Source organism: Noviluteimonas gilva (genome assembly GCF_009740395.1).
GTDB lineage: Bacteria > Pseudomonadota > Gammaproteobacteria > Xanthomonadales > Xanthomonadaceae > Noviluteimonas > Noviluteimonas gilva.
Genome location: NZ_WOXT01000001.1, coordinates 848,308 through 865,971 on the forward strand (window position 1 = coordinate 848,308; position 17,664 = coordinate 865,971).

The 17,664-nt window shown below is 62.0% G+C and carries 17 protein-coding genes; 15 read left to right on the plus strand and 2 right to left on the minus strand.

Features of this window, described 5'->3' with window-relative positions; translation table 11 throughout:
- Positions 1–49 precede the first annotated feature (49 nt).
- From GN331_RS03900 to radC, 13 genes are all read left to right on the plus strand, one after another.
- Positions 50–1,480: a Wadjet anti-phage system protein JetA family protein gene (locus GN331_RS03900; RefSeq protein WP_197426989.1), complete on the plus strand. Its 1,431-nt coding sequence runs from the start codon at positions 50–52 to the stop codon at positions 1,478–1,480.
- Positions 1,480–2,091 (plus strand): DUF4194 domain-containing protein, encoded by a 612-nt coding sequence (locus tag GN331_RS03905; RefSeq protein WP_156640480.1) that lies wholly within the window; start codon positions 1,480–1,482, stop codon positions 2,089–2,091. The genes GN331_RS03900 and GN331_RS03905 overlap by 1 nt, the downstream gene beginning before the upstream one ends.
- Complete coding sequence (locus tag GN331_RS03910) at positions 2,078–5,494, plus strand: SbcC/MukB-like Walker B domain-containing protein (protein WP_156640482.1); 3,417 nt, start codon at positions 2,078–2,080, stop codon at positions 5,492–5,494. Before GN331_RS03905 ends, GN331_RS03910 begins: the two co-directional genes overlap by 14 nt.
- Before the next feature lie 40 nt (positions 5,495–5,534).
- On the plus strand, positions 5,535–6,719 hold the full coding sequence (locus GN331_RS03915) for a Wadjet anti-phage system protein JetD domain-containing protein (protein ID WP_156640484.1): 1,185 nt from the start codon (positions 5,535–5,537) through the stop codon (positions 6,717–6,719).
- A gap of 145 nt (positions 6,720–6,864) precedes the next feature.
- Entirely contained in the window at positions 6,865–7,737 is an 873-nt protein-coding gene (locus GN331_RS03920; RefSeq protein ID WP_156640486.1) for a PD-(D/E)XK nuclease family protein, read from the plus strand.
- A complete protein-coding gene (locus GN331_RS03925) occupies positions 7,730–8,386 on the plus strand; it encodes a hypothetical protein (RefSeq protein WP_156640488.1) in 657 nt (218 codons plus the stop codon). Before GN331_RS03920 ends, GN331_RS03925 begins: the two co-directional genes overlap by 8 nt.
- A gap of 64 nt (positions 8,387–8,450) precedes the next feature.
- A complete protein-coding gene (locus GN331_RS03930; protein WP_156640490.1) occupies positions 8,451–9,191 on the plus strand; it encodes a DUF429 domain-containing protein in 741 nt (246 codons plus the stop codon).
- 366 nt (positions 9,192–9,557) lie between these two features.
- On the plus strand, positions 9,558–10,514 hold the full coding sequence (locus GN331_RS03935) for a DUF932 domain-containing protein (RefSeq protein ID WP_156640492.1): 957 nt from the start codon (positions 9,558–9,560) through the stop codon (positions 10,512–10,514).
- Between the two features lie 13 nt (positions 10,515–10,527).
- Positions 10,528–10,920, plus strand: a complete 393-nt coding sequence (locus tag GN331_RS03940) for a hypothetical protein (RefSeq protein ID WP_231734321.1) — start codon at positions 10,528–10,530, stop codon at positions 10,918–10,920.
- Complete coding sequence (locus GN331_RS03945; RefSeq protein ID WP_156640499.1) at positions 10,917–11,891, plus strand: YqaJ viral recombinase family nuclease; 975 nt, start codon at positions 10,917–10,919, stop codon at positions 11,889–11,891. Before GN331_RS03940 ends, GN331_RS03945 begins: the two co-directional genes overlap by 4 nt.
- 16 nt (positions 11,892–11,907) lie before the next feature.
- Positions 11,908–12,810 (plus strand): recombination directionality factor, encoded by a 903-nt coding sequence (locus GN331_RS03950; RefSeq protein ID WP_156640501.1) that lies wholly within the window; start codon positions 11,908–11,910, stop codon positions 12,808–12,810.
- 18 nt (positions 12,811–12,828) lie between these two features.
- The gene (locus GN331_RS03955) at positions 12,829–13,044 is read left to right on the plus strand and encodes a hypothetical protein (RefSeq protein ID WP_231734322.1); all 216 of its coding nucleotides are present in this window, start codon (positions 12,829–12,831) and stop codon (positions 13,042–13,044) included.
- 83 nt (positions 13,045–13,127) lie between these two features.
- The gene (gene radC / locus GN331_RS03960; protein ID WP_156640504.1) at positions 13,128–13,625 is read left to right on the plus strand and encodes a RadC family protein; all 498 of its coding nucleotides are present in this window, start codon (positions 13,128–13,130) and stop codon (positions 13,623–13,625) included.
- Positions 13,626–13,718: 93 nt separating this feature from the next.
- On the opposite strand, the gene GN331_RS03965 is transcribed toward radC, so the two are convergent.
- Positions 13,719–15,131: a DUF3987 domain-containing protein gene (locus tag GN331_RS03965; protein ID WP_156640506.1), complete on the minus strand. Its 1,413-nt coding sequence runs from the start codon at positions 15,129–15,131 to the stop codon at positions 13,719–13,721.
- An 8-nt stretch (positions 15,132–15,139) separates the two neighbouring features.
- Positions 15,140–15,493 carry a hypothetical protein gene (locus GN331_RS03970; RefSeq protein WP_156640508.1) on the minus strand — a complete coding sequence of 118 codons (354 nt, stop codon included), beginning with the start codon at positions 15,491–15,493 and terminating at the stop codon, positions 15,140–15,142.
- A 330-nt stretch (positions 15,494–15,823) separates the two neighbouring features.
- Between GN331_RS03970 and GN331_RS03975 the strand changes: the two genes are divergently transcribed.
- Positions 15,824–16,078 (plus strand): helix-turn-helix transcriptional regulator, encoded by a 255-nt coding sequence (locus GN331_RS03975; RefSeq protein WP_425489262.1) that lies wholly within the window; start codon positions 15,824–15,826, stop codon positions 16,076–16,078.
- Positions 16,079–16,252: 174 nt separating this feature from the next.
- A complete protein-coding gene (locus GN331_RS03980) occupies positions 16,253–17,596 on the plus strand; it encodes a YagK/YfjJ domain-containing protein (protein WP_156640510.1) in 1,344 nt (447 codons plus the stop codon).
- Positions 17,597–17,664: the final 68 nt, after the last annotated feature.

A 17,664-nucleotide genomic window follows, 5' to 3' on the forward strand; every position in this document is an offset into this window, starting at 1 on the left:
CGGACGTTTTATGCTACCGATGCCGTGGCCGGGGACCCGAGGCTCCAAATTGGACCAGGAAGCTGTCGCACCGCTGTTCGATCGACTGCCGGAAGGCATCTTCCGGCCCTTGGGCGTGGCTAACAGCCGCCACTACTGGGACGTTCTATCGAGGGTGATGTCGACGCTCTGGGGCGACGACGGTCGCGCCCCGGGCGAGGAGGTGTCCAAGACCGTGGTGGTTCGGGTCATCGAGTCGTGCATCGTGGCGAATGATCCCTGGGACGGCGAGCTGCAGACCCCAGTGGGCGTGCTCAGCCACATGATCTTCAAGACGCTTTCCGAAGCGGGATGGTTCTCGGTGCGGCGCCGCGGCTTGGTCGATATGGTCACAGTGAAGCCGCGGATCGGCATGCTGTTCACGATGCTCAACGAGTTCGCCCGGCAGGAACCCGAGTACATCGGCGGCCAGGTGCGATCGATTCTGCTCAACCTGCGCTCGGTCACCGAGGACAGCAGCGATCCCAATGCCTGCAGCGCCTACCAGACCGCGGCCAAGCAGGCCCGGCAGTGCATGGCGCACATCATCAATACCGGGTGTCGGGTGCAAGACTTGATGGACGGCCTGGTGGAGTTGGAGTCCGCACGCGACTTCGTCCATGGCTTCTTCACCGACTTCGTTGAGCGGGTGTACATCGCCGACTACAGCGAGCTACGGACCCGCAACCATCCCCTGCAGTACCGCGGCCAGATCATCGAGAAGACTTATGCGCTGCAGGATGACGAGGCTTCGCGTGAGCGACTGGTCAGCTGGTACGTCGAGCACATCGGCAAGGGTGACCGGGAGCGTGGGGAGGCTGTCTATCGGCGTGATACCCACCAACTGCTGCGCCTGAACAACATTGAGGATCACCTCGCCCGGTTGGACGAGGAGATCAACATCGCTAACCAGCGGGCGCTGGCGTTGATCGAGTACAAGCTGCGCGCCCCGAAACACCTGGACAAGCTGATCAGCCGGGCTTGCGCCTCGTTGGCGGGGATGGAAGAGGGTCACCCTGCGTTGCCCGGCGACGCCGGCGGCGTGCACTGGTCGGCGCTCGCGCTGGCCAAGCCCCGCAGACCCTTCAGGGAGCAGGTGGCCACCGCCGTCGAGGCGATCGAGTTATCGGATGAGGAGCTGGCGATGGAGTGGCTGCGCCGGCGCATGGTCGAGAACCGGAAGGTCACCGCCGTGCAGCTGGCCAACTATGTCGCGCGGATGCTCGACGACAAGCAGCGGGTGGACTCGGACGCGCTCGAGATCGAGTCAATCAACGACCTGTGCTGCTACCAACGCCTGCTGCTGATCGCTTCGCGCGACGACGCGCCTCTGCAGTTGCGTCGGCACGACCCCGTCATGCAGATGCTGCGCGGGATCCGGGTGAGATTCGAGGACGAGCGCATGACGAACAACGTTTACATGACCCATCGACGCTTTGTCGTCGAACGTGAGGGAGCGTGATGGCCAACTGGGAGCGACTGGCGGCACAGAGCAACGGCGTCTACGAGGAGCAGGATTACCAGCAAGCGGCCTATCGCCTGATGATGGAGCAGGTGATCTACGCCGGCGACCGCGGCGGACGCGTGCCCTATGAACTGGTGACTCGCCACCTGGGGCCTTTCCGCGACGTGTTCGAGCATTTCGGGATGACGATTACCCATAACCCGCACCATGGCTACGTCGTCGTCATCCCACGCCACGCCTTCGGTGCCCGGATGCGGCTGGAGGAGACGCGGCTGGCGCTGCTGCTGCGACGGGTCTACGACGACCGGATCAACGCGGTCGACATCGTGGACGGGGAGGCCTTCGTCACCCTGGAGGAGCTTGAGCAGCTCTACAAGGATCTGCTGGGCAGGCAGTTGCCTGATCGCGGCGAGATGCGCGAACTGGTGCGCTCGCTCAAGCGCAACGGCATGGCCCGCGAGATCGAAGCGGCAGACGACCAACCCTTCCAGATCGCGATCCGCCCGGCGATCACCGACATCCTGGGCCAGACCGCGTTGCTGCAGCTAGCGGCCTACGGCGTCGACTCCGAAGTGGTCGAAGAGGAGGCCGACGATGAAGCAGCTTGAGTCGATTGGTCTGGTCCAGTACTTCCTCTACACCCGGCAAGATCTTGATGTCGGTTGGAACACGGCCTTCCTCGGGCCCAACGGTACCGGGAAGACGGCACTGCTCGATGCATTGCAGATTGTGCTGCTGGGCGCCGATCGCAACCGGATCCACTTCAACGCCTCGAGCGAAGGAAAGCGCCGGGCCCGCAGCCTCCGCGACTACTGCCTCGGCGTGTATGGGCAACGGCCGAGCGACGTGTGCCGGGACTCGGCCAACACCTATATCAACTTGGTGTTCCGCGATCCCGATACCGGTGTGGCGGTGACCGCCGGCGCCGCCCTATCCGCGACCCTGGACAGCCAGGATCACATCTTCCACAGCCTCTACATCCTCCCCGGCGTCGCGCTACGCACCGAGCAGATGATCGAGATGCAGGGTGGAAAGGAGATGGTGCTGCCCTGGCGACGGATGCAGCACGAACTTGCCGATCGCTGCAGGGCGGTTGGTACCACGCCGGTGTTCACCATCAACGGCGAGGAGTTCTCCCGCCAGTTGTTCGGCGCGCATCTGGCCGAGCGCGGCGAGTCGCCGAACTATCGGGCGATCCGCACGGCTTTCGCCCGATCGCTCAAGCTCAACCGCGACGTCGACGACCTCAACGAGACCCTCCGCAGCCACCTGATCGAGGCGCGACCGACCAACGTCACTCAGTTCCGCGCCAGGCTGGACCAGTTCCGAGAGATCCAGCGCACCATCCAGGAGCTGGCCGAACGCTTGGCCGAGGCCGAGGCCGTCGAAAAGCAGTACCGCACAGTCAGGCAGCACTTCGTCAAGGCGGCCAACTACGGTTATTTGAAGGCCGTGTACTCGTCCGAACGGCTCGGCGAACAGGTAGGCGAAGCCGCGGACATGATCGAACATCTCACGCTGCAGGAGACTTCGGCGAAAGTGGCGCTGAGCAAGGCGGAGGCCGATGCCGCGGCGGCACACAAGCGACTAGTGACGGCGGAGGTCGCGCTGAACCAGGATCCGGAATACCTGAGTCAGTTGGGCAGCAGGAAGGAACTGGACAAGAGTCGAGAGGATCTGGGCGGGTTGCGGGTCGGGTTCAAGGACGAGCTGGCCCGGCTGGGCGGCACAGTGCGCCGCTTAGTGGGCAACAAGGACCTAGCCGATATGCAAGGTAGCGGTGCGAAGGCGCTTGAGTACCTGTCCGCACTGACCCAACACGTGGGGCGGGAAGAGGAGATCCAGCCAGAGGACACTCTAGTGTTGGCCAACGCCATCGGTGCGCTGCACAAAGCTGTCGACGATGTGCGGATGGAGCTCGCCCAACAGTCGGTCGAGGCGAACCAGGCGCTGGCCTTGGCCAAGGGCGACATCGCTCGGGCCGGCTCCGGTCGGGCGCCGCTTAGGCGCGAAGTGGCAGGTCTGCAGGCCCTGCTTGAGGAGGCCGACATCCGCACCACGCCCGTGTGCGATCTGGTCGAAGTCAAGGATCCGGAATGGCAGCCGGCCATCGAGGCCTACCTTGGGCGAAATGTCGACGCTTTGTTGGTTCACGATCCGGCGCAGGAAACGGCCGCGGTAGATCTCTACCGACGCAATCGTCGGGATATCTACGGCGCCAAACTCGCTCTGAGCACGCGTACCCGCCCGTGGCAGGCCCCCGGTGGGGGCAAATATGCTGCCCAGCTGATCGCCGGCGACGACAAGGGCGCCGTGCGCTTCCTGCAGGGCGAGCTAGGCAAAGTAGCGCTGGTGGACAGCAGTGAGCAGCTGCGCGTGGGCCATAAGGCGCTCTCGCGTGATGGCATGGTCAGCTCTGGCGGCGGCATCGATCGCCTGCGCCTGTTGACGACGGCCGGCCTGCGCATCGGTGGGCTCAGCAATGATGAGCAATTGCGGGCGGCGCGCGAGGCGCTGCGGAAGGCGGATGAGCATTACGAGGCGGTCAAGCATCGGCTGCAGTTGGTGGTGGACATCGGTCAGGCGCTCGCGTCGGCTGGCGACAGCGACACTATCCAGAAGCGTCTCCAGGCGACCGTCAGCCAGATCGTGAACCAGCAAGCCGCGATCACCCAAGTGGAGACAATCGTCGAAGCGGGTGCCTCCGGTGGCGTCGCCGCGCTTAAGGCTGCGGCAGCGGACGCAGCGAAGGAACACGAGGCGAAGGACACGGCCAAGATCGCCGCCTCGAACGAATTGACGCGGATTGGATCGGCCTTGGGTGGCATGCGCGGACAGCTCGAACGGCTTGAGCGCGAACAAATCGACGCCCAGGTGGCTGAGTCGGCCGCACGCCAGAACCCACTGTGCGACCTCAATGCGGCCGAGGAGCTTCGGCAGGCAGTGGACGCCAAGACTGAGGAAGATGCGGCGGCGGCAATCGCCGAGTGCACCAAACAGCACGAGGACAGCGCCCGACACGGCAACACCGCCAACATCAAGGCGTGGGGCCTCATGACCACGTACTTGGCCAATTACCAGCTCGAGAACCACGAGATCCGCGACCAGGACTGGCGGCAGGCCCAGGTCATGATCCAAGGCGAGATCAAGCGGATGTCCGAACTGGAGCTCGTCGAGAAGAAGGACGAGGCCGACCGCGCGTACGCCGCCGCCGTCGACGTCTTCCGGTCGGACGTTGCGCATACCTTGCTCAACGGCTTCGATGCGATCGAGGAGCAGATCAAGGGGCTGAACCGGATACTCGACAAGGCGCCGGAGTTCACCAACGGCGAGCGGTACCAGTTCAAGGCCACCAAGGTCGACCAGCACCGGAAGCTATACGAGTTCCTGCAACGCGTGCGGGAGATGGGTGAGAGCGAGGCCACGCTGTTTGGCGGCTCCGGTCCCATCCCGGAGGAATTTCGGCTGCTGGTGGAAGGCGATGGCAAGGGCTCGCCGCTGCAGCTGGAGAACAGTCCGCTCAACGACCATCGGTTGTTCTTCAGCTACGACGTCGACATCTATGCCGGCGGCGAGTTGAAGGGGAGGCTCAGCAAGCGGTTCGGGCCCGGCTCCGGTGGCGAGCACCGCACGCCGCTCTACGTCATCTTCGGTGCCGCGCTGGCTGCCGCGTTTGGCAAACCGGCGGGCACGCCAGGGTGCGGCGGGTTGATCATGTTGGACGAGGCGTTCGAGAAGATGGATGCCCAGAACGTGCGTGCGACTGCCGAGTACCTCAATGCCCTCGGATTGCAGATGGTCATCGCCGGCCCCGAATCCGACCAGGCAAAGATGTCGTCGTTCCTCGACGTGTATTGGGACATGGCGCGGTTCGGATCGAAGCGGATCCAGTTGTTCCGCAACGAGGTGAAGCCGGCTGCCCGGGAGTTGCTGGCCAGCGACATCGTCGCCGTGCATCCGGAACTGATGGAGGAGGCCTTGGCCGAGGTTGCGGAGCCCGCAGGTGGCTGAGGGGCGTCGGCCGGTGCTATGTGTGTGGGTGGAGGCCGTCTTGCGCGAGCAGATGCAGCGCGGCGAACGGAAGCGGGTAACCGGGTCTACGGCTGCCCCGCAGAAATCAAACCTCAAGCCCACCAACTCGATCTACTGGCGGCAGGGCTTTGACGAGCGCATGCGCGGCCACGAGCAGATCCGGAGTGCGGTCACGCGCGGCGCAGTGGAGGCGGGGTGGGGCGACCAAGGCGGCGAGGATCGACCGCTGGAGTGGGTGCGCGTGCGCGACGTGGATGTGCTGGCCGACCTGCTTGGCCTGAGCACGAACGTGGGTCAGCTGCAGGCCGCCAAGGAGGAGCTGAAGCCATGGCTGGAGCGCTATCCGCGCCTGAGCGAGATATTGCAGACGTGGGCGGCGCTGCGCCGCGTGCGTGCAATGGGACCAGACTCCTGGCGCTCGTGGCGAGATGCTCTGCACGTGCTCGATGCCTTAGCAGCTAGGCCCGGGGAGGATCAGGTCATCCGTGTCCTCAGTGGACGCCTGTTCTCGGATACGAAGCGGATCGAACAACTGCTACCGCAACTCGACGTGCTGTCCGGAGGAGGGCTGGCAAGCCGACCACGTGGCAAGTGGGAGGTGCTCAAGACGCTCGGCTTGGTCAAGCAGCCGCTGCCGCTGATGGTCGCTGGGGCAGGCACCATCCTGATGCAGCAGGGGCCTGATTGCACAATCGCGCGGCCCTACGTTGGCGTGGCGCCGCGGAACGTGCGTGGCCTGGCGGCTACGCCGGCGTGGGTACTGACGATCGAGAACCTGACAACGTTCCACATGGCCGCTGAAGCGATGACGGGCAGAACGGATGGACTGGTCGTGTTCACCGGTGGCATGCCATCACCGGCATGGGTTGCTGGTTTCCGTCGCCTAACCGAGCAGCTTTCACAATCAGCGACGTTCTACCACTGGGGAGACATCGACGTCGGTGGCTTTCGGATTGCGGCTCGATTGCAGGAGGTGGCGCTGCCGGCAGGCGTGTCGCTGCAACCATGGCTCATGGACGCAACAGCACATGGCTGTGGGAAAAAGGTGTCAGATTCGATGCGCGATGCAATGAGAGCGACGGCGATCCATGCTGGATGGTCAATGCTCGAGGAATTGCCAGCATTGACGTTGGAGCAAGAGCTGGTCGAAGTGAAGTTGCCGGACACCGCAAGAAAGCAAGGAAAGTCACCTGATGGCGAGTAATTCGCTGGATTCCCGTGATCGAGCAACGACAGCAGAGCGTAAGGCGGAAATCGAACGCCAACTAACTGCTTATTGTGCGCTGGATACGTTGGCACTGGTTGGACTGTGGTCCGCCTTTAGCGGCTCGAAACTGAAGGTGGCGTAGATGGAGAAGGATGCCAAAAAGGGGTCCATGACCACTCAAGCGTTTTCCAGTGAGTATCTGGACGAGCTGCGCGACGACATCGAGCGATGTGCCGCGCAACTTGCCGCGCCATCCCCGCCACCCGTCGCGGAAGGATTTGATGCCGAGCTCCTGGCGGAGCTAGATAGCAAGCTCGCCACCGCACTGCAAACAGCGCGCGAGAACGCGAAACGTCTCGTCGAAGAGCACCAGGCGCAGTTTCCGGACAGTCCACTCTTTTGCTCATGCTCTCTCTTGCGCCCGCTGGGCCAAAGCCGGCGCGAACTGTCGGTCACCCAGGTGTTGGGGTGGCTTTTCGATCCCAGTGCCGAGCACGGGTTCGGAGGACGCCTGCTTCGCGCATTCCTTTCGATGCTGTTGGATGATTCCGAAGCGGCGCGGATAATCAATCAGGCCGACGATCGCGATATCTCGGTCTACACCGAGTTCGCCATCAACGAAACGAGTCGCGCCGACATCGTGATCGCAAGCCACGACCACGCCGTAGTTATCGAGGCCAAGGTCGACTCCCGCGAGGGTATCACGCAGACGGAACGGTATAGCCGGGACTTCGGAAGAGCGTTTCCGGTGTGCACGTACGTCTACTTGACTCCTCACGGCACGAAAGCCTTGGCCGCCGGATTCCGAGCCGTGCGCTACTTGGAAGCTGCGCGGGCGATGATGCAGGCGCTGCCAGACGCCCGCACGGCAGAGGGATTCCATTACGCACGATACTTCGTGGCAGGGATGCTCAACGACCTTTGCAGCGTCCGCACCTCGAACGTCATCGACGAGGTATTGCAAGGTAACAGCTTCGAACTCGAAACCCTTTTGGAGAATCAATCGCATGGTTGACGAATTTCCGACCCAGTCGCCGGCCCTTGGGTTCTGGGTCAAGCACCAGGACGCCATGCTCGCGTTCGAGTACGAAAGCGATGACGACGATCCGATCTCTGACGAGCTCCAGAAATTGTTCGAGGTCCAACGCTACCGGGAACTGCTAGATCGGATCCTCGAAGTGAGTGGCGAAGAGGGCAACGCCCTCGTCCACGCCATCGCGAACGTGACGGCCGGTGCCTGGGCAAGGCACCCCAAGCTCGTCATAGAACGCAAGAGGAAGGCGACCGCCTGGGCGGAGAAATTCTTTGTAAGGCGAGAAAGGGCGCGCAGCGGAGATTCGATAGAAGTGGGGTTCTACCTCGAAACCAATGCTCAGCTCGGAATAACGTTGTACACCTACCTCTGGACGAAGGGAGGGAAGGCTGCCGCGGAGTTCAATGCCCAGTGCATCCGTGATTTCTCCAAAGGCAACGTGTTGAAGGGTGCTGACGACAAGACACGGTACTGGAGCAACGGCGTACTCCTCCTTGCCAGAGTTCCATTGCGAGACTTCATGTCTGCGGCCGGCGAGCTAGAGGCCATGCGCTTCTTTGAGCATGCGACCGCCCAAATCACCAAGTGCACGGGGGATGCCGTGGCCAGGATTCTCGAGCCTAGGGGATGAGCTGCGCAAAGCTTCGCTGTAGCCGCCGCCACTACGTCGCGGCGCGGCTTAACTGAGGCATCAAATGCACACGCAGATTATCGCCGGTGTTGATCTTGCCTGGATGGGCGCCCGAAATCCGACTGCCATTGCCGTTGGAAAGATTGAATGTGGCGTGATCGAACTCTCATCCGTCTTCGTGGGTCTCTACGGAACGCAGTCTGTTATCGAAGCCCTGGATGGCATCGTAGATCTGCAAGGCGTCGCGATTGATGGGCCGTTGATCATCAGGAATCAAATTGGTCAACGGGAGTGCGAACGAGAGGTCGGCGTTTTTTACGGCAGCAGGAAGGCCTCTTGTCACACTTCAAATCTACGCAGATTCCCAGACGCCGCTGGAGTGAAGCTGTCATCGCATTTGGTAAGCGCTGGATTTCGGCACCTTGCACCAACGAATCACAAGTGGCAGCTGGAGTGCTACCCGCACCCTGCACTAATCGAGATATTCGGGCTTTCGGAAAGGTTGGCGTACAAAAAGGGGACGATCCTTCAAAAGCGCCATGGCCAAATCGAGCTGAGTAAGCTCATTATGGCGCTCGAAGAGTCGGCCACGTTACCTCTTCGTGTTCCTGGCGCTTTTCACATGTACATAGATGCAGATCGCATTAGCGCATTACGAGGTGATCAGCTGAAGCACAACGAGGATGTGCTGGATGCAATTGTTTGCATGTACATAGGGGCTCTGTATCAATCGGGGCAAGAGCAGTCCATTTTTGGTACGCCAGTGGATGGCTATATCTATGTCCCCGCAAAGAGGTGCGTCTAACGATTGATTCAAGCCGAAGCCCGCTTCGCGGCCTCAACATGCGAATGGCCTGACATTCATCACGCCGCAGCGCCATTGAAAAGATTCTCAAGCCTATATCACCCACTCGAAGCTGGTGGATAGCCGCTTCGCGCTTAGACGCACCGCTCGATGCGTCCTAACCGGGTGACCTGATGTGATGAGAGGCAAGTTCGACGCGATCTACTGCGTTCTGGTGGTGGCCGCCGCTGTTCTTGTCGGCATTGTCAAATGCACGACATGCGGTCCACGCGGCCCCTGATCCAATCCACTTCTGGCATCTCCCACAAGGCCCGGCATTGCGCCCGGGCCTTGTGCGTTTATGCCCACAACGCATGAGGAACAGCAATGCACTTGGTTGAAACCATGGCTTACGCCGGCGAACGCCCGTGGCACGGGCTGGGCAACAAGCTGGCCCAACAGCAGCCTATCGAGGTCTGGAAGAGGCAAGCCGGGATGGACTGGACTGTAGAGGAATCAGAGGTTCGCTACATCACTGGCGGCAACGGCGTTGGCGTCATCAATGCCTTCCCGGAACAGAAGGTGCTTTACCGGTCTGATACCAAGGCGCCGCTCGCCGTGGTCTCCCGGCGGTTCCAGGTGGTGCAGCCGGGCGAAGTACTGGAGTTCTACCGCGACCTGACCGCCAACAACGGATTTGAGCTGGATACCGCCGGTGTGCTCCGCGAAGGCCGCAAGTTCTGGGCGCTGGCGCGTACCGGCCAGAGCACGACCCTCAGGGGCCGGGACAAGGTCGACGGCTACCTACTGCTGGCCACCGCCTGTGACGGCACGCTGGCAACCACCGCACAGTTCACATCCGTACGGGTGGTCTGCAACAACACCCTGCAGATTGCGCTTGGCGATCGCAGTGGCGCGATCAAGGTGCCCCACCGCAGCCTCTTCGATGCGGATGCCGTGAAGCGCCAGTTGGGCATCACGGTGTCGTCCTGGGATGGCTTCGTCGCCAGGATGAAGGCACTGTGCGAAAGACCGGTGGATCCGGATTCCGCCGAAGGTCTGCTGCGTCGAGTGCTCACCTACGCAGGCCCGGAGGGCAAGCCGGCAGTGGTCAACGAGCAGGCGTTGGCCAACGTCCGCTCCCTGTACGACGGCGGCGGTCGAGGTGCGCTGATGGCATCCAGCCGAGGTACGGCCTGGGGCCTGCTCAACAGCGTCACCGAGTACGTCGACCACCATCGCAGGGCTCGCAGCGAAGACCACCGCCGGGACGCGGCCTGGTTCGGGCAGGGCGCCCAGATCAAGCAGCGGGCGTGGGACGAGGTCATGAAGTTGGTGGCGTGAGCCGATGGACGCTATGCCCATCGACCCGCTCGATATCGCCTACATCGCCATCGGTGCCCAGAAGGCGCTCGCAGACTGCGACGCCCTATCTGATGCCCTGCCGGCATTCGAGGGGGAGCTCGGTTACATCCTGGCCTGCATTGACCACGCAGGCATGCTGGATCGGGTATGGAGGGAGTCCGCGGAGACATTCCCGGGCGTCTGGTGCTACGCGGTGGCCGAGCCATTTGGCCACGCCTTTGGTAAGCATCTGCTGGATGGCGGCAGGTCGACGGATGCGGAGCGCATCCTTCGCGCCATCGTTGCCGGATGCATGGAGCACGCGATCACGGAGTGCGGTGGAACTGCGCAACGACACAAAGCCCGGCCACTTGGCCGGGCTTTTTCACTTCTGGAGGATCCATGAAAGAACGACACACGGCCCTGCGTCTGGTCGAGACGAAGGGTCTCGACCGGGAGGACTGGCTGGAAGTGCGCAAGGGCGGCATCGGCAGTTCGGATGCTTCCGCCGCGATCGGCCTTAACCCCTACAAGAGCCCGCTTGAACTGTGGATGGAGAAGACCGGGCGCGCGATTGCCAACGAGGAGCACGCTGGCTTTGACGACCCCAGGTATTGGGGCACGTTGCTGGAGCCCTTCGTCGCCGTTGCCTACCAGCAGAAGACCGAGCGGCGGGTCCGCAAGGTCAACGCGGTGCTTCAGCACCCGACCTTCCCCTTCATGCTGGCCAATATCGATCGGGAAGTGGTCGGCTGCCCCGACGTCCAGATTCTGGAGTGCAAGACTGCCGGGGAGTTCGGCTCCCGCCTGTGGCGGGACGGCGTGCCGGAATACGTGCAGATTCAGGTCCAACACCAGCTGGCGGTGACCGGCAAGGCCGCTGCCGATGTCGCGGTTCTGCGATGCGGCCAGCAACTGGAGGTATTCCGTATCCGCCGGGACGAGGACGTGATCGGCCGGCTGATCGTTCTGGAAGCGCGGTTCTGGGAGCACGTCGAGGCCGACACCCCGCCCCCCGCCGATGGCAGCGAGTCCTCGGCTCGAGCCCTGCGGCAGTTGTATCCGGGCGGTGGCGACACCCTGGACTTCTCGCAGAACCAGCACTTGTCCCAGGTGCTCACGGACCTGCGCGCGCTCCGGAATGAGCTCGACGCCAAAGGCCAGCACGCCGAAGCGCTCAAGCAGACGTTGCAGGAAGCCATGGGCGATGCCTCGCGTGCGGTGTTTGCCACCGGCGAAGTCACGTTCAAGCGGTCCAAAGACGGCAGCGCGCTTGACGCGAAGCGCTTGGCGCAGGACTACCCCGACATTGCGGCTCGCTACACGGTGCCACGCCCCGGCAGTCGCCGGTTCGTGATCGTGGAGGACGCCGCCTGACTCATTGGAGAGCCACATGCTGAAAGGTCTTGCGATTACCCCGCCTGTGGTCGGGCGGATCTCGATCGGCCGCGTGATTGAGCGCAACGGCAAGCGGCTGCCGGAAAAGGACGACCAGTTCACCCTGACCAGCCAGGTGCAGAACCGGGACGGCTGGGTGCTGCATCCGCTGGACGAGCTGTTGCGCCGGGATGGCGGGGGCAAACTCCGGTCGATCCCGGTCCGATTGCTGTTCAACGATCCGTCGCTGAACCTGCGGGCCGACTACACCCTGTTCGACCGCAGTACTGGTCGCCCGGTGTGCGTCGGCAACGGCGAGAGCTGCCGACGGCGCGGCGGGGAGGAGGGCATCGAGACCCTGCCCTGCGTCGGGCCGGACCTGTGCCGATTCGCCGAAGGCGAGTGCAAGGCCTACGCCCGCTTCAACGTGGTGATTGGCGACGGCGAGGAGGATGCCCTGGGCAGCTTCGTGCTGCGGACGACCTCGTTCAACACGATCCGTACGCTTGCAGCCAGGTTGCAGTACTTCAGCGCGGTCTCGGGCGGGCGACTGGCCTGCATGCCACTGGAACTGAGGCTGCGGGGCAAGAGCACGACGATGAGCTATCGGGCGGCGATCTATTACGTCGACCTGGTCGCACGCACGGGGATGACGCTCGAGCAGGCGATTGCCGAGGCGCAGGTAAAGGACGCGCAACGCAAGGACAGTGGGTTTGACCAGGATGCGCTGGATGAAGCCGCCCGGCGCGGTTTCGCCAACGGCGCGTTCGAGGAGCTGGACGAGGACGTGCCGGCGGTGGCCGAGGAGTTCTACTCCGAGGCCGGCGGCGCGGGTCCAGTGACGGAGGCAGCGGAGGACCGGCCTGCCAGGCTCAGTGATCGGCTGCAGGACAAGGTCGCCCGCATCAGCAGTGGATGATCAACAACGAGGAGAAAGATGATGTTCAAGCTAATTGGTGGTGCGGTCGTGTGCGGCTTTGCGCTGTATGGGTTGGCGATATACCTGGACCGGACAAACGTGAAAGTGGTGTTCAACTTGGGTGATGCTCGGCAGGCGGCCAAGGCGGCAGACAGTGCTGCCGATGCGGATGCAGCGGATGCCAGCGATCCGACAGCGGTAGTCGGGTCGGATGCTGTGCCCACTGCTTTCTGACAGCTGCGGAACGACAACGTGGGAGGTTCGCCGAAGGGACGCGCTAGCGTCCCTTCGGCGTTTTGGAATGCGCAAGGGGAGTAATGACCATGCAATCGAATCCGGCCTTGTACGTGCGCAGCCGGACCCGCCGCTATGAACCGGCCACGACGGAACAGGTGCTGCAGGCCGCGCAACTGATCGTGGATGCACGCATGCAACGCGGCATGTCGTTCAGCGATCCGAACGCGGCCTGCGACTTCTTTCGGGACAAGCTGGGCGGCCGGGAACGCGAGGTATTCGCCGCCGTCTTTCTAGACACTCGTCATCGACTGATCGAGTTCGTCGAGCTGTTCCATGGAACCATTGGCGGTACCGAAGTCCACCCACGTGAAGTGGTACGCAGCGCGCTCCGATGCAATGCCGCCGCGGTCATCGTTGCGCACAATCATCCATCAGGCGACGTCGAGCCTTCTGCAGCTGACCGGGCCCTAACCGTGCGCTTGAAACAGGCCTTGGCTCTGGTGGACGTGCGACTGCTGGATCACGTCATCGTCGGTGGTCAACAGACTTTGGCTATGGCTGCGCATGGCTGGGTATAGATAGCGGAGTCGCAGCCGGTCTTGCCCTGGAAATAGTGACAAACGGGAAGGAGGAGCCATGCGGCTCCTCCTTCCTTGCTCGCGATCACTTTTTCATTTGCCGTGATAGACACTCTGACTGAAGCCCTGCGCGATACCTAGAAAGCGGGGTTGGGTTAGACGAACACTCGCGTGCTCGCCGTTACCTTCCATCTCCACGTAGCCGCCGGTGATTAGCCAACCCAGGGTCTTGAGGAAGCGTGTCTGATGAAAACCTGAGAGCAACATGACTTCGCCAACGAGGACTCTTTCGCGCTGGTAGTAGGCGGCACGGGCGCAGATAGCGTCGAGCATGAACTGCATATCCGCGTTCAATCTCTGTTGGTGCTCCGGTGGCTTTGGCGCCTTCATCAGCCTCACCAGTACGGGTTTCGGCGGCGGTCGATTGGCCTCAACAAAGATCAGGCGATGCTGGGTGAGAGACCACTCGACGATAATCCAGGCACGCTCGACCATCTCCAAGCTAATCTCGCCCTTGCCAACGCAGACTATGTGGAAAACTGCCGCCACTCGGAGTGTGTTCTCCCACGCGCGCGCCGCTGCCTCGTCGATGTCGGCATACTCGGTATGACGCCACTGCTTCATGCGGAACTTGAGTTCATGCATGAACGTAGCCGCTTCCTTGCCGAGTACCACGATCATTCGGTCCGTCAGGCCTGCCGCATGGCGCTCGTCCGCTTGGGCCAGCAACTCCTCCAGTCGCGCTGTCAGGTCCGCCATTCCTCCAGTTGAGCGTGGTACTGGCATGTAGGTTATGGGGGTCTGAAAGCGTTCGGGGTCGTAACAGGCTGCGATTGCCCGGGGCCAGAGCCCTTGGTGGAAGCTAGCGTTACTCGTCTTCTTGAGAACCGGGTAGTACAGCTTGGGCTGTATCCGGAACCCGAAGGAACACCGGCCGCCTACGGCTATCAGATCTGTTCGGTAAACCTTGTGCTTAAGAGGTGGATTGCCGCTCCAGGTCTGCGTCAGCTTGTCAATGTATTTCCGGACCAGGTCGCTTTCCAGAAAGCTCGATCCGTCTTCGTGTTGAATGGTCGTATTGCGGTTGATGCCATGCAGACATTCCATCAAGGCGCGGTAGCTGACTTCCTGCAGGATCAACCCGTCCTGTTCACGGGCCTTGCCCTTCCCCTTTTCCTGTACTTGCCCGTCCTGGGCTTCGATAGCCTGAAGGTGATTCTCCGTTGCGTGTGCGTTGAAGGCCTGGAAGAAGCAAGAAAACGATGTGCCCTTGCCAAGACCGCTCGGCACGAGGGCTAGGGTGTTAACCGTGGACGGCATGGTGCGGGCGTCGAGTCCCCGCACGTCATGGCAGCGATGCACAGCTGCAGCGCAGGCTGCAATGGCATCAGTCAGCAAGCATTCGGCCGGGACGTCATCCTCAAGAGTCCGGACGTCGTAGGCGGCGCTGTAGAGCAGGTCAGGTAGTGCCTCGATTGGGCACGCGAAATATTGCCGAGGATACATGCGGGTTCCTACCGGCAAAGCGATGCGTTGGGTGGGTGGTGGCGACTACACGGCGGGCCGCTACCTGGTGGCGATCTGTTGTGGCGCCCGGCCAGCGCTTGCGAGAGCACGCCCTGCTTCGACTCTTCGTCATCCTCGTCAACTCGCTCCAGCAGGCGAGCGAACTGCTCGGCTGACAGGATGATGCCTGCGGACCGGCTGATCTCCTGGCGAATGGCCGCGCTGGTCACGCCGCGCTTGATGGCGTTACGGATGGCCGGTTTCGCGGCGTACAACAAGGCCGTACTTTCCGGGCCGAGGTTGTCCAAGCCCTTCACCAGCGCAGATAGGACGTCAGGGCTGTAATTGTCGTTGGGCGGCATAGCGACTCCCGTTCTTGTGAGGAGCCGTCTTATATCGCCTGGAGATGCGCCGTCGCCAACTATCCTCGGAAAGTTTCGAACTGTTCGCGGGGGTAAGCGATTTGCGCCGTCCACGTCGAAACGCGATTTCCGGGCGCATGGACGTTATCGGACTGTGTCGAGTTACCCCGTAGAGGTTCCATAACGAAGAAGTCGGCAGCTATCCGAATTTGGAAACGGACCAGAAGCCTTGTAGCTACCCGAAGCTCCCAGGCTCGGGGCGACATCATGCCGTCCTGACTGCAAAAACCGGAAAGTTGGGAACTTTCCGGGGAAACAATGCAGGTGCCCATGCGTCGCTGGCAGAGTGCGCGCCGCCACGGTGTTGTGGCATCACAAAGGAAGGCTGCGATGAATGTTCAGTCAACGAACACCATTTTGCGTCTCAAGCAGGTCAAAGAAATTACTGGCTTGGGCCGATCGACGATCTACCTCTACATGAAGGAAGGGAAGTTTCCCAAGCAGCGTGAGCTGGGCGAGCGTGCCGTCGGCTGGCATTCCGTTGCCGTGTTCCAGTGGGTGGCCGAACGCCAGGTTGCGCGCTAATGGGTATGCATCGCTGCGCTATCTCGACACGCCATTAGACGGGATCAAGACCCTGCTTTTCTTGGGCAATCGAGGCTGCCAAGGCGGGACTGTGCCCATGATTTAGTCGTTCCTCAATTCCGGCTTGTATGTAATGCAAATGGAAATACACGAGACACGAAATAGAGATGCCAGATGCATAAGCAGAAACGAATGTTAGACAGCAGTGAGCATGACGTCGATGAAGACGGCAGCTACCTAGGTCAGACCATTGCCGAGATCATCCGGCGTGACTCGCGGCATGAACTTGCGACAACGCTCCTGTGTGAGCAAACGCCTCTGGCGCAGGTGTTTGGCTACAACACCGACGACGAGCACTTGCTGAACTTCATGCCGAAACTGCGGCGGCTTTACACCTGGATCATGGCGGGAGATAACCCGCCAGTCGAACCCGTGTTCGATGGTTGGGCTAACCGGCCCGGGTACAAGCTCACCAGGCTGGGCAGGCAGGCTCTAGATGCGTGCAATTACTACGCCTCCCAGGAGGAGGACGGGCGCAATTGGCAAGAAGCGTATTCCCACCACCGGTTCCATCCGATCGTCGCGGTAATGCTGCGCGCGGTGATGCGCTGGGGGCTGACAATCACTCGCTGGTCGAACCCAGAGCACGCAATGCTTGACGGTGGGCGGGACGCAGAGGCCGTAGAGAAGCTACGCCAGTTGGTGGCATTCGTCCGGCGCACGTGCCGTTCGCAGGCTTTTCAGAACCTCCTGCACGACCATGAGCGCAAAGCGGAAGACAACTTCCGGAGTGGTTGCGACTATCTGTCTGCGCTGTTCGAGCGTCACTCGCGCTTGCTTATTCTGCGCATTGACCTGTACTTCCGTCCCGATGCCAAAGGGTGGGGCTATAGCAAAGCGGCGGATAGGGCCGTCTCGAACTACCTCCGCGGGTTGCGCATGTGTCGCATCGTACCCGGCTATCGCGGCTTCCTCATCAAGCGTGAGAACGGCATCAGCCGCGGGATGCACTACCACCTGATGGTCGTCCTGGACGGGCATATGCATCGCAGCGCCTATTACCTGACACGGGTTATGGGGGAGGCATGGATCAAGCGGGTGGGGGCGGACAAGGGCAGCTACTTCAACTGCTACGCAAACAGGAACCGGTACTGCTACAACGGCTTGGGTCTGGTACACGTCAGCGATACGGAGAAGCTGCTGGGTCTCCGAATCGCGCTCTGGTACATGAGTAAGCAGGATTCCGAATTGAAGGTGGACGAAGCGAAGGTCAAGAACTTCTGGCGTGGCCTGATGCCGGGGGAGGCCGATCGCCGGGGCGCGACCCGCAAGGGCGGGGACGGCATGCCGCTGGTGCGGCGCCTGCTGGGCGGGGCGCGTAGCAAGTACCCACTGGGCTTCGAGCCACCGAAAGGGAGCGTCTCCCCCCGGCGCCGGCAACCGAGCTGCGCCAGGATCAATCGGATGTCGCAGGGATCGGGACAGGCTGTCCCTACCCTGTCAGCTCACGCAGAATAGGTACTTAGGGGGCGGGTCCGGGAATCGTGGCTCATAGGCCCCTAAAGCCTAAGTCCGCAAAGCCCGCC

Bases quoted from the DNA above. Each gene is read 5' to 3' on its own strand.
- GN331_RS03905 (WP_156640480.1), top strand. From the start codon at position 1,480: ATGGCCAACTGGGAGCGACTGGCGGCACAGAGCAACGGCGTCTACGAG.
- GN331_RS03910 (WP_156640482.1), top strand. From the start codon at position 2,078: ATGAAGCAGCTTGAGTCGATTGGTCTGGTCCAGTACTTCCTCTACACC.
- GN331_RS03920 (WP_156640486.1), top strand. From the start codon at position 6,865: ATGGAGAAGGATGCCAAAAAGGGGTCCATGACCACTCAAGCGTTTTCC.
- GN331_RS03925 (WP_156640488.1), top strand. From the start codon at position 7,730: ATGGTTGACGAATTTCCGACCCAGTCGCCGGCCCTTGGGTTCTGGGTC.
- GN331_RS03930 (WP_156640490.1), top strand. From the start codon at position 8,451: ATGCACACGCAGATTATCGCCGGTGTTGATCTTGCCTGGATGGGCGCC.
- GN331_RS03935 (WP_156640492.1), top strand. From the start codon at position 9,558: ATGCACTTGGTTGAAACCATGGCTTACGCCGGCGAACGCCCGTGGCAC.
- GN331_RS03940 (WP_231734321.1), top strand. From the start codon at position 10,528: ATGCCCATCGACCCGCTCGATATCGCCTACATCGCCATCGGTGCCCAG.
- GN331_RS03945 (WP_156640499.1), top strand. From the start codon at position 10,917: ATGAAAGAACGACACACGGCCCTGCGTCTGGTCGAGACGAAGGGTCTC.
- GN331_RS03950 (WP_156640501.1), top strand. From the start codon at position 11,908: ATGCTGAAAGGTCTTGCGATTACCCCGCCTGTGGTCGGGCGGATCTCG.
- GN331_RS03955 (WP_231734322.1), top strand. From the start codon at position 12,829: ATGATGTTCAAGCTAATTGGTGGTGCGGTCGTGTGCGGCTTTGCGCTG.
- radC (WP_156640504.1), top strand. From the start codon at position 13,128: ATGACCATGCAATCGAATCCGGCCTTGTACGTGCGCAGCCGGACCCGC.
- GN331_RS03965 (WP_156640506.1), bottom strand. From the start codon at position 15,131: ATGTATCCTCGGCAATATTTCGCGTGCCCAATCGAGGCACTACCTGAC.
- GN331_RS03970 (WP_156640508.1), bottom strand. From the start codon at position 15,493: ATGCCGCCCAACGACAATTACAGCCCTGACGTCCTATCTGCGCTGGTG.
- GN331_RS03975 (WP_425489262.1), top strand. From the start codon at position 15,824: ATGCGTCGCTGGCAGAGTGCGCGCCGCCACGGTGTTGTGGCATCACAA.
- GN331_RS03980 (WP_156640510.1), top strand. From the start codon at position 16,253: ATGCATAAGCAGAAACGAATGTTAGACAGCAGTGAGCATGACGTCGAT.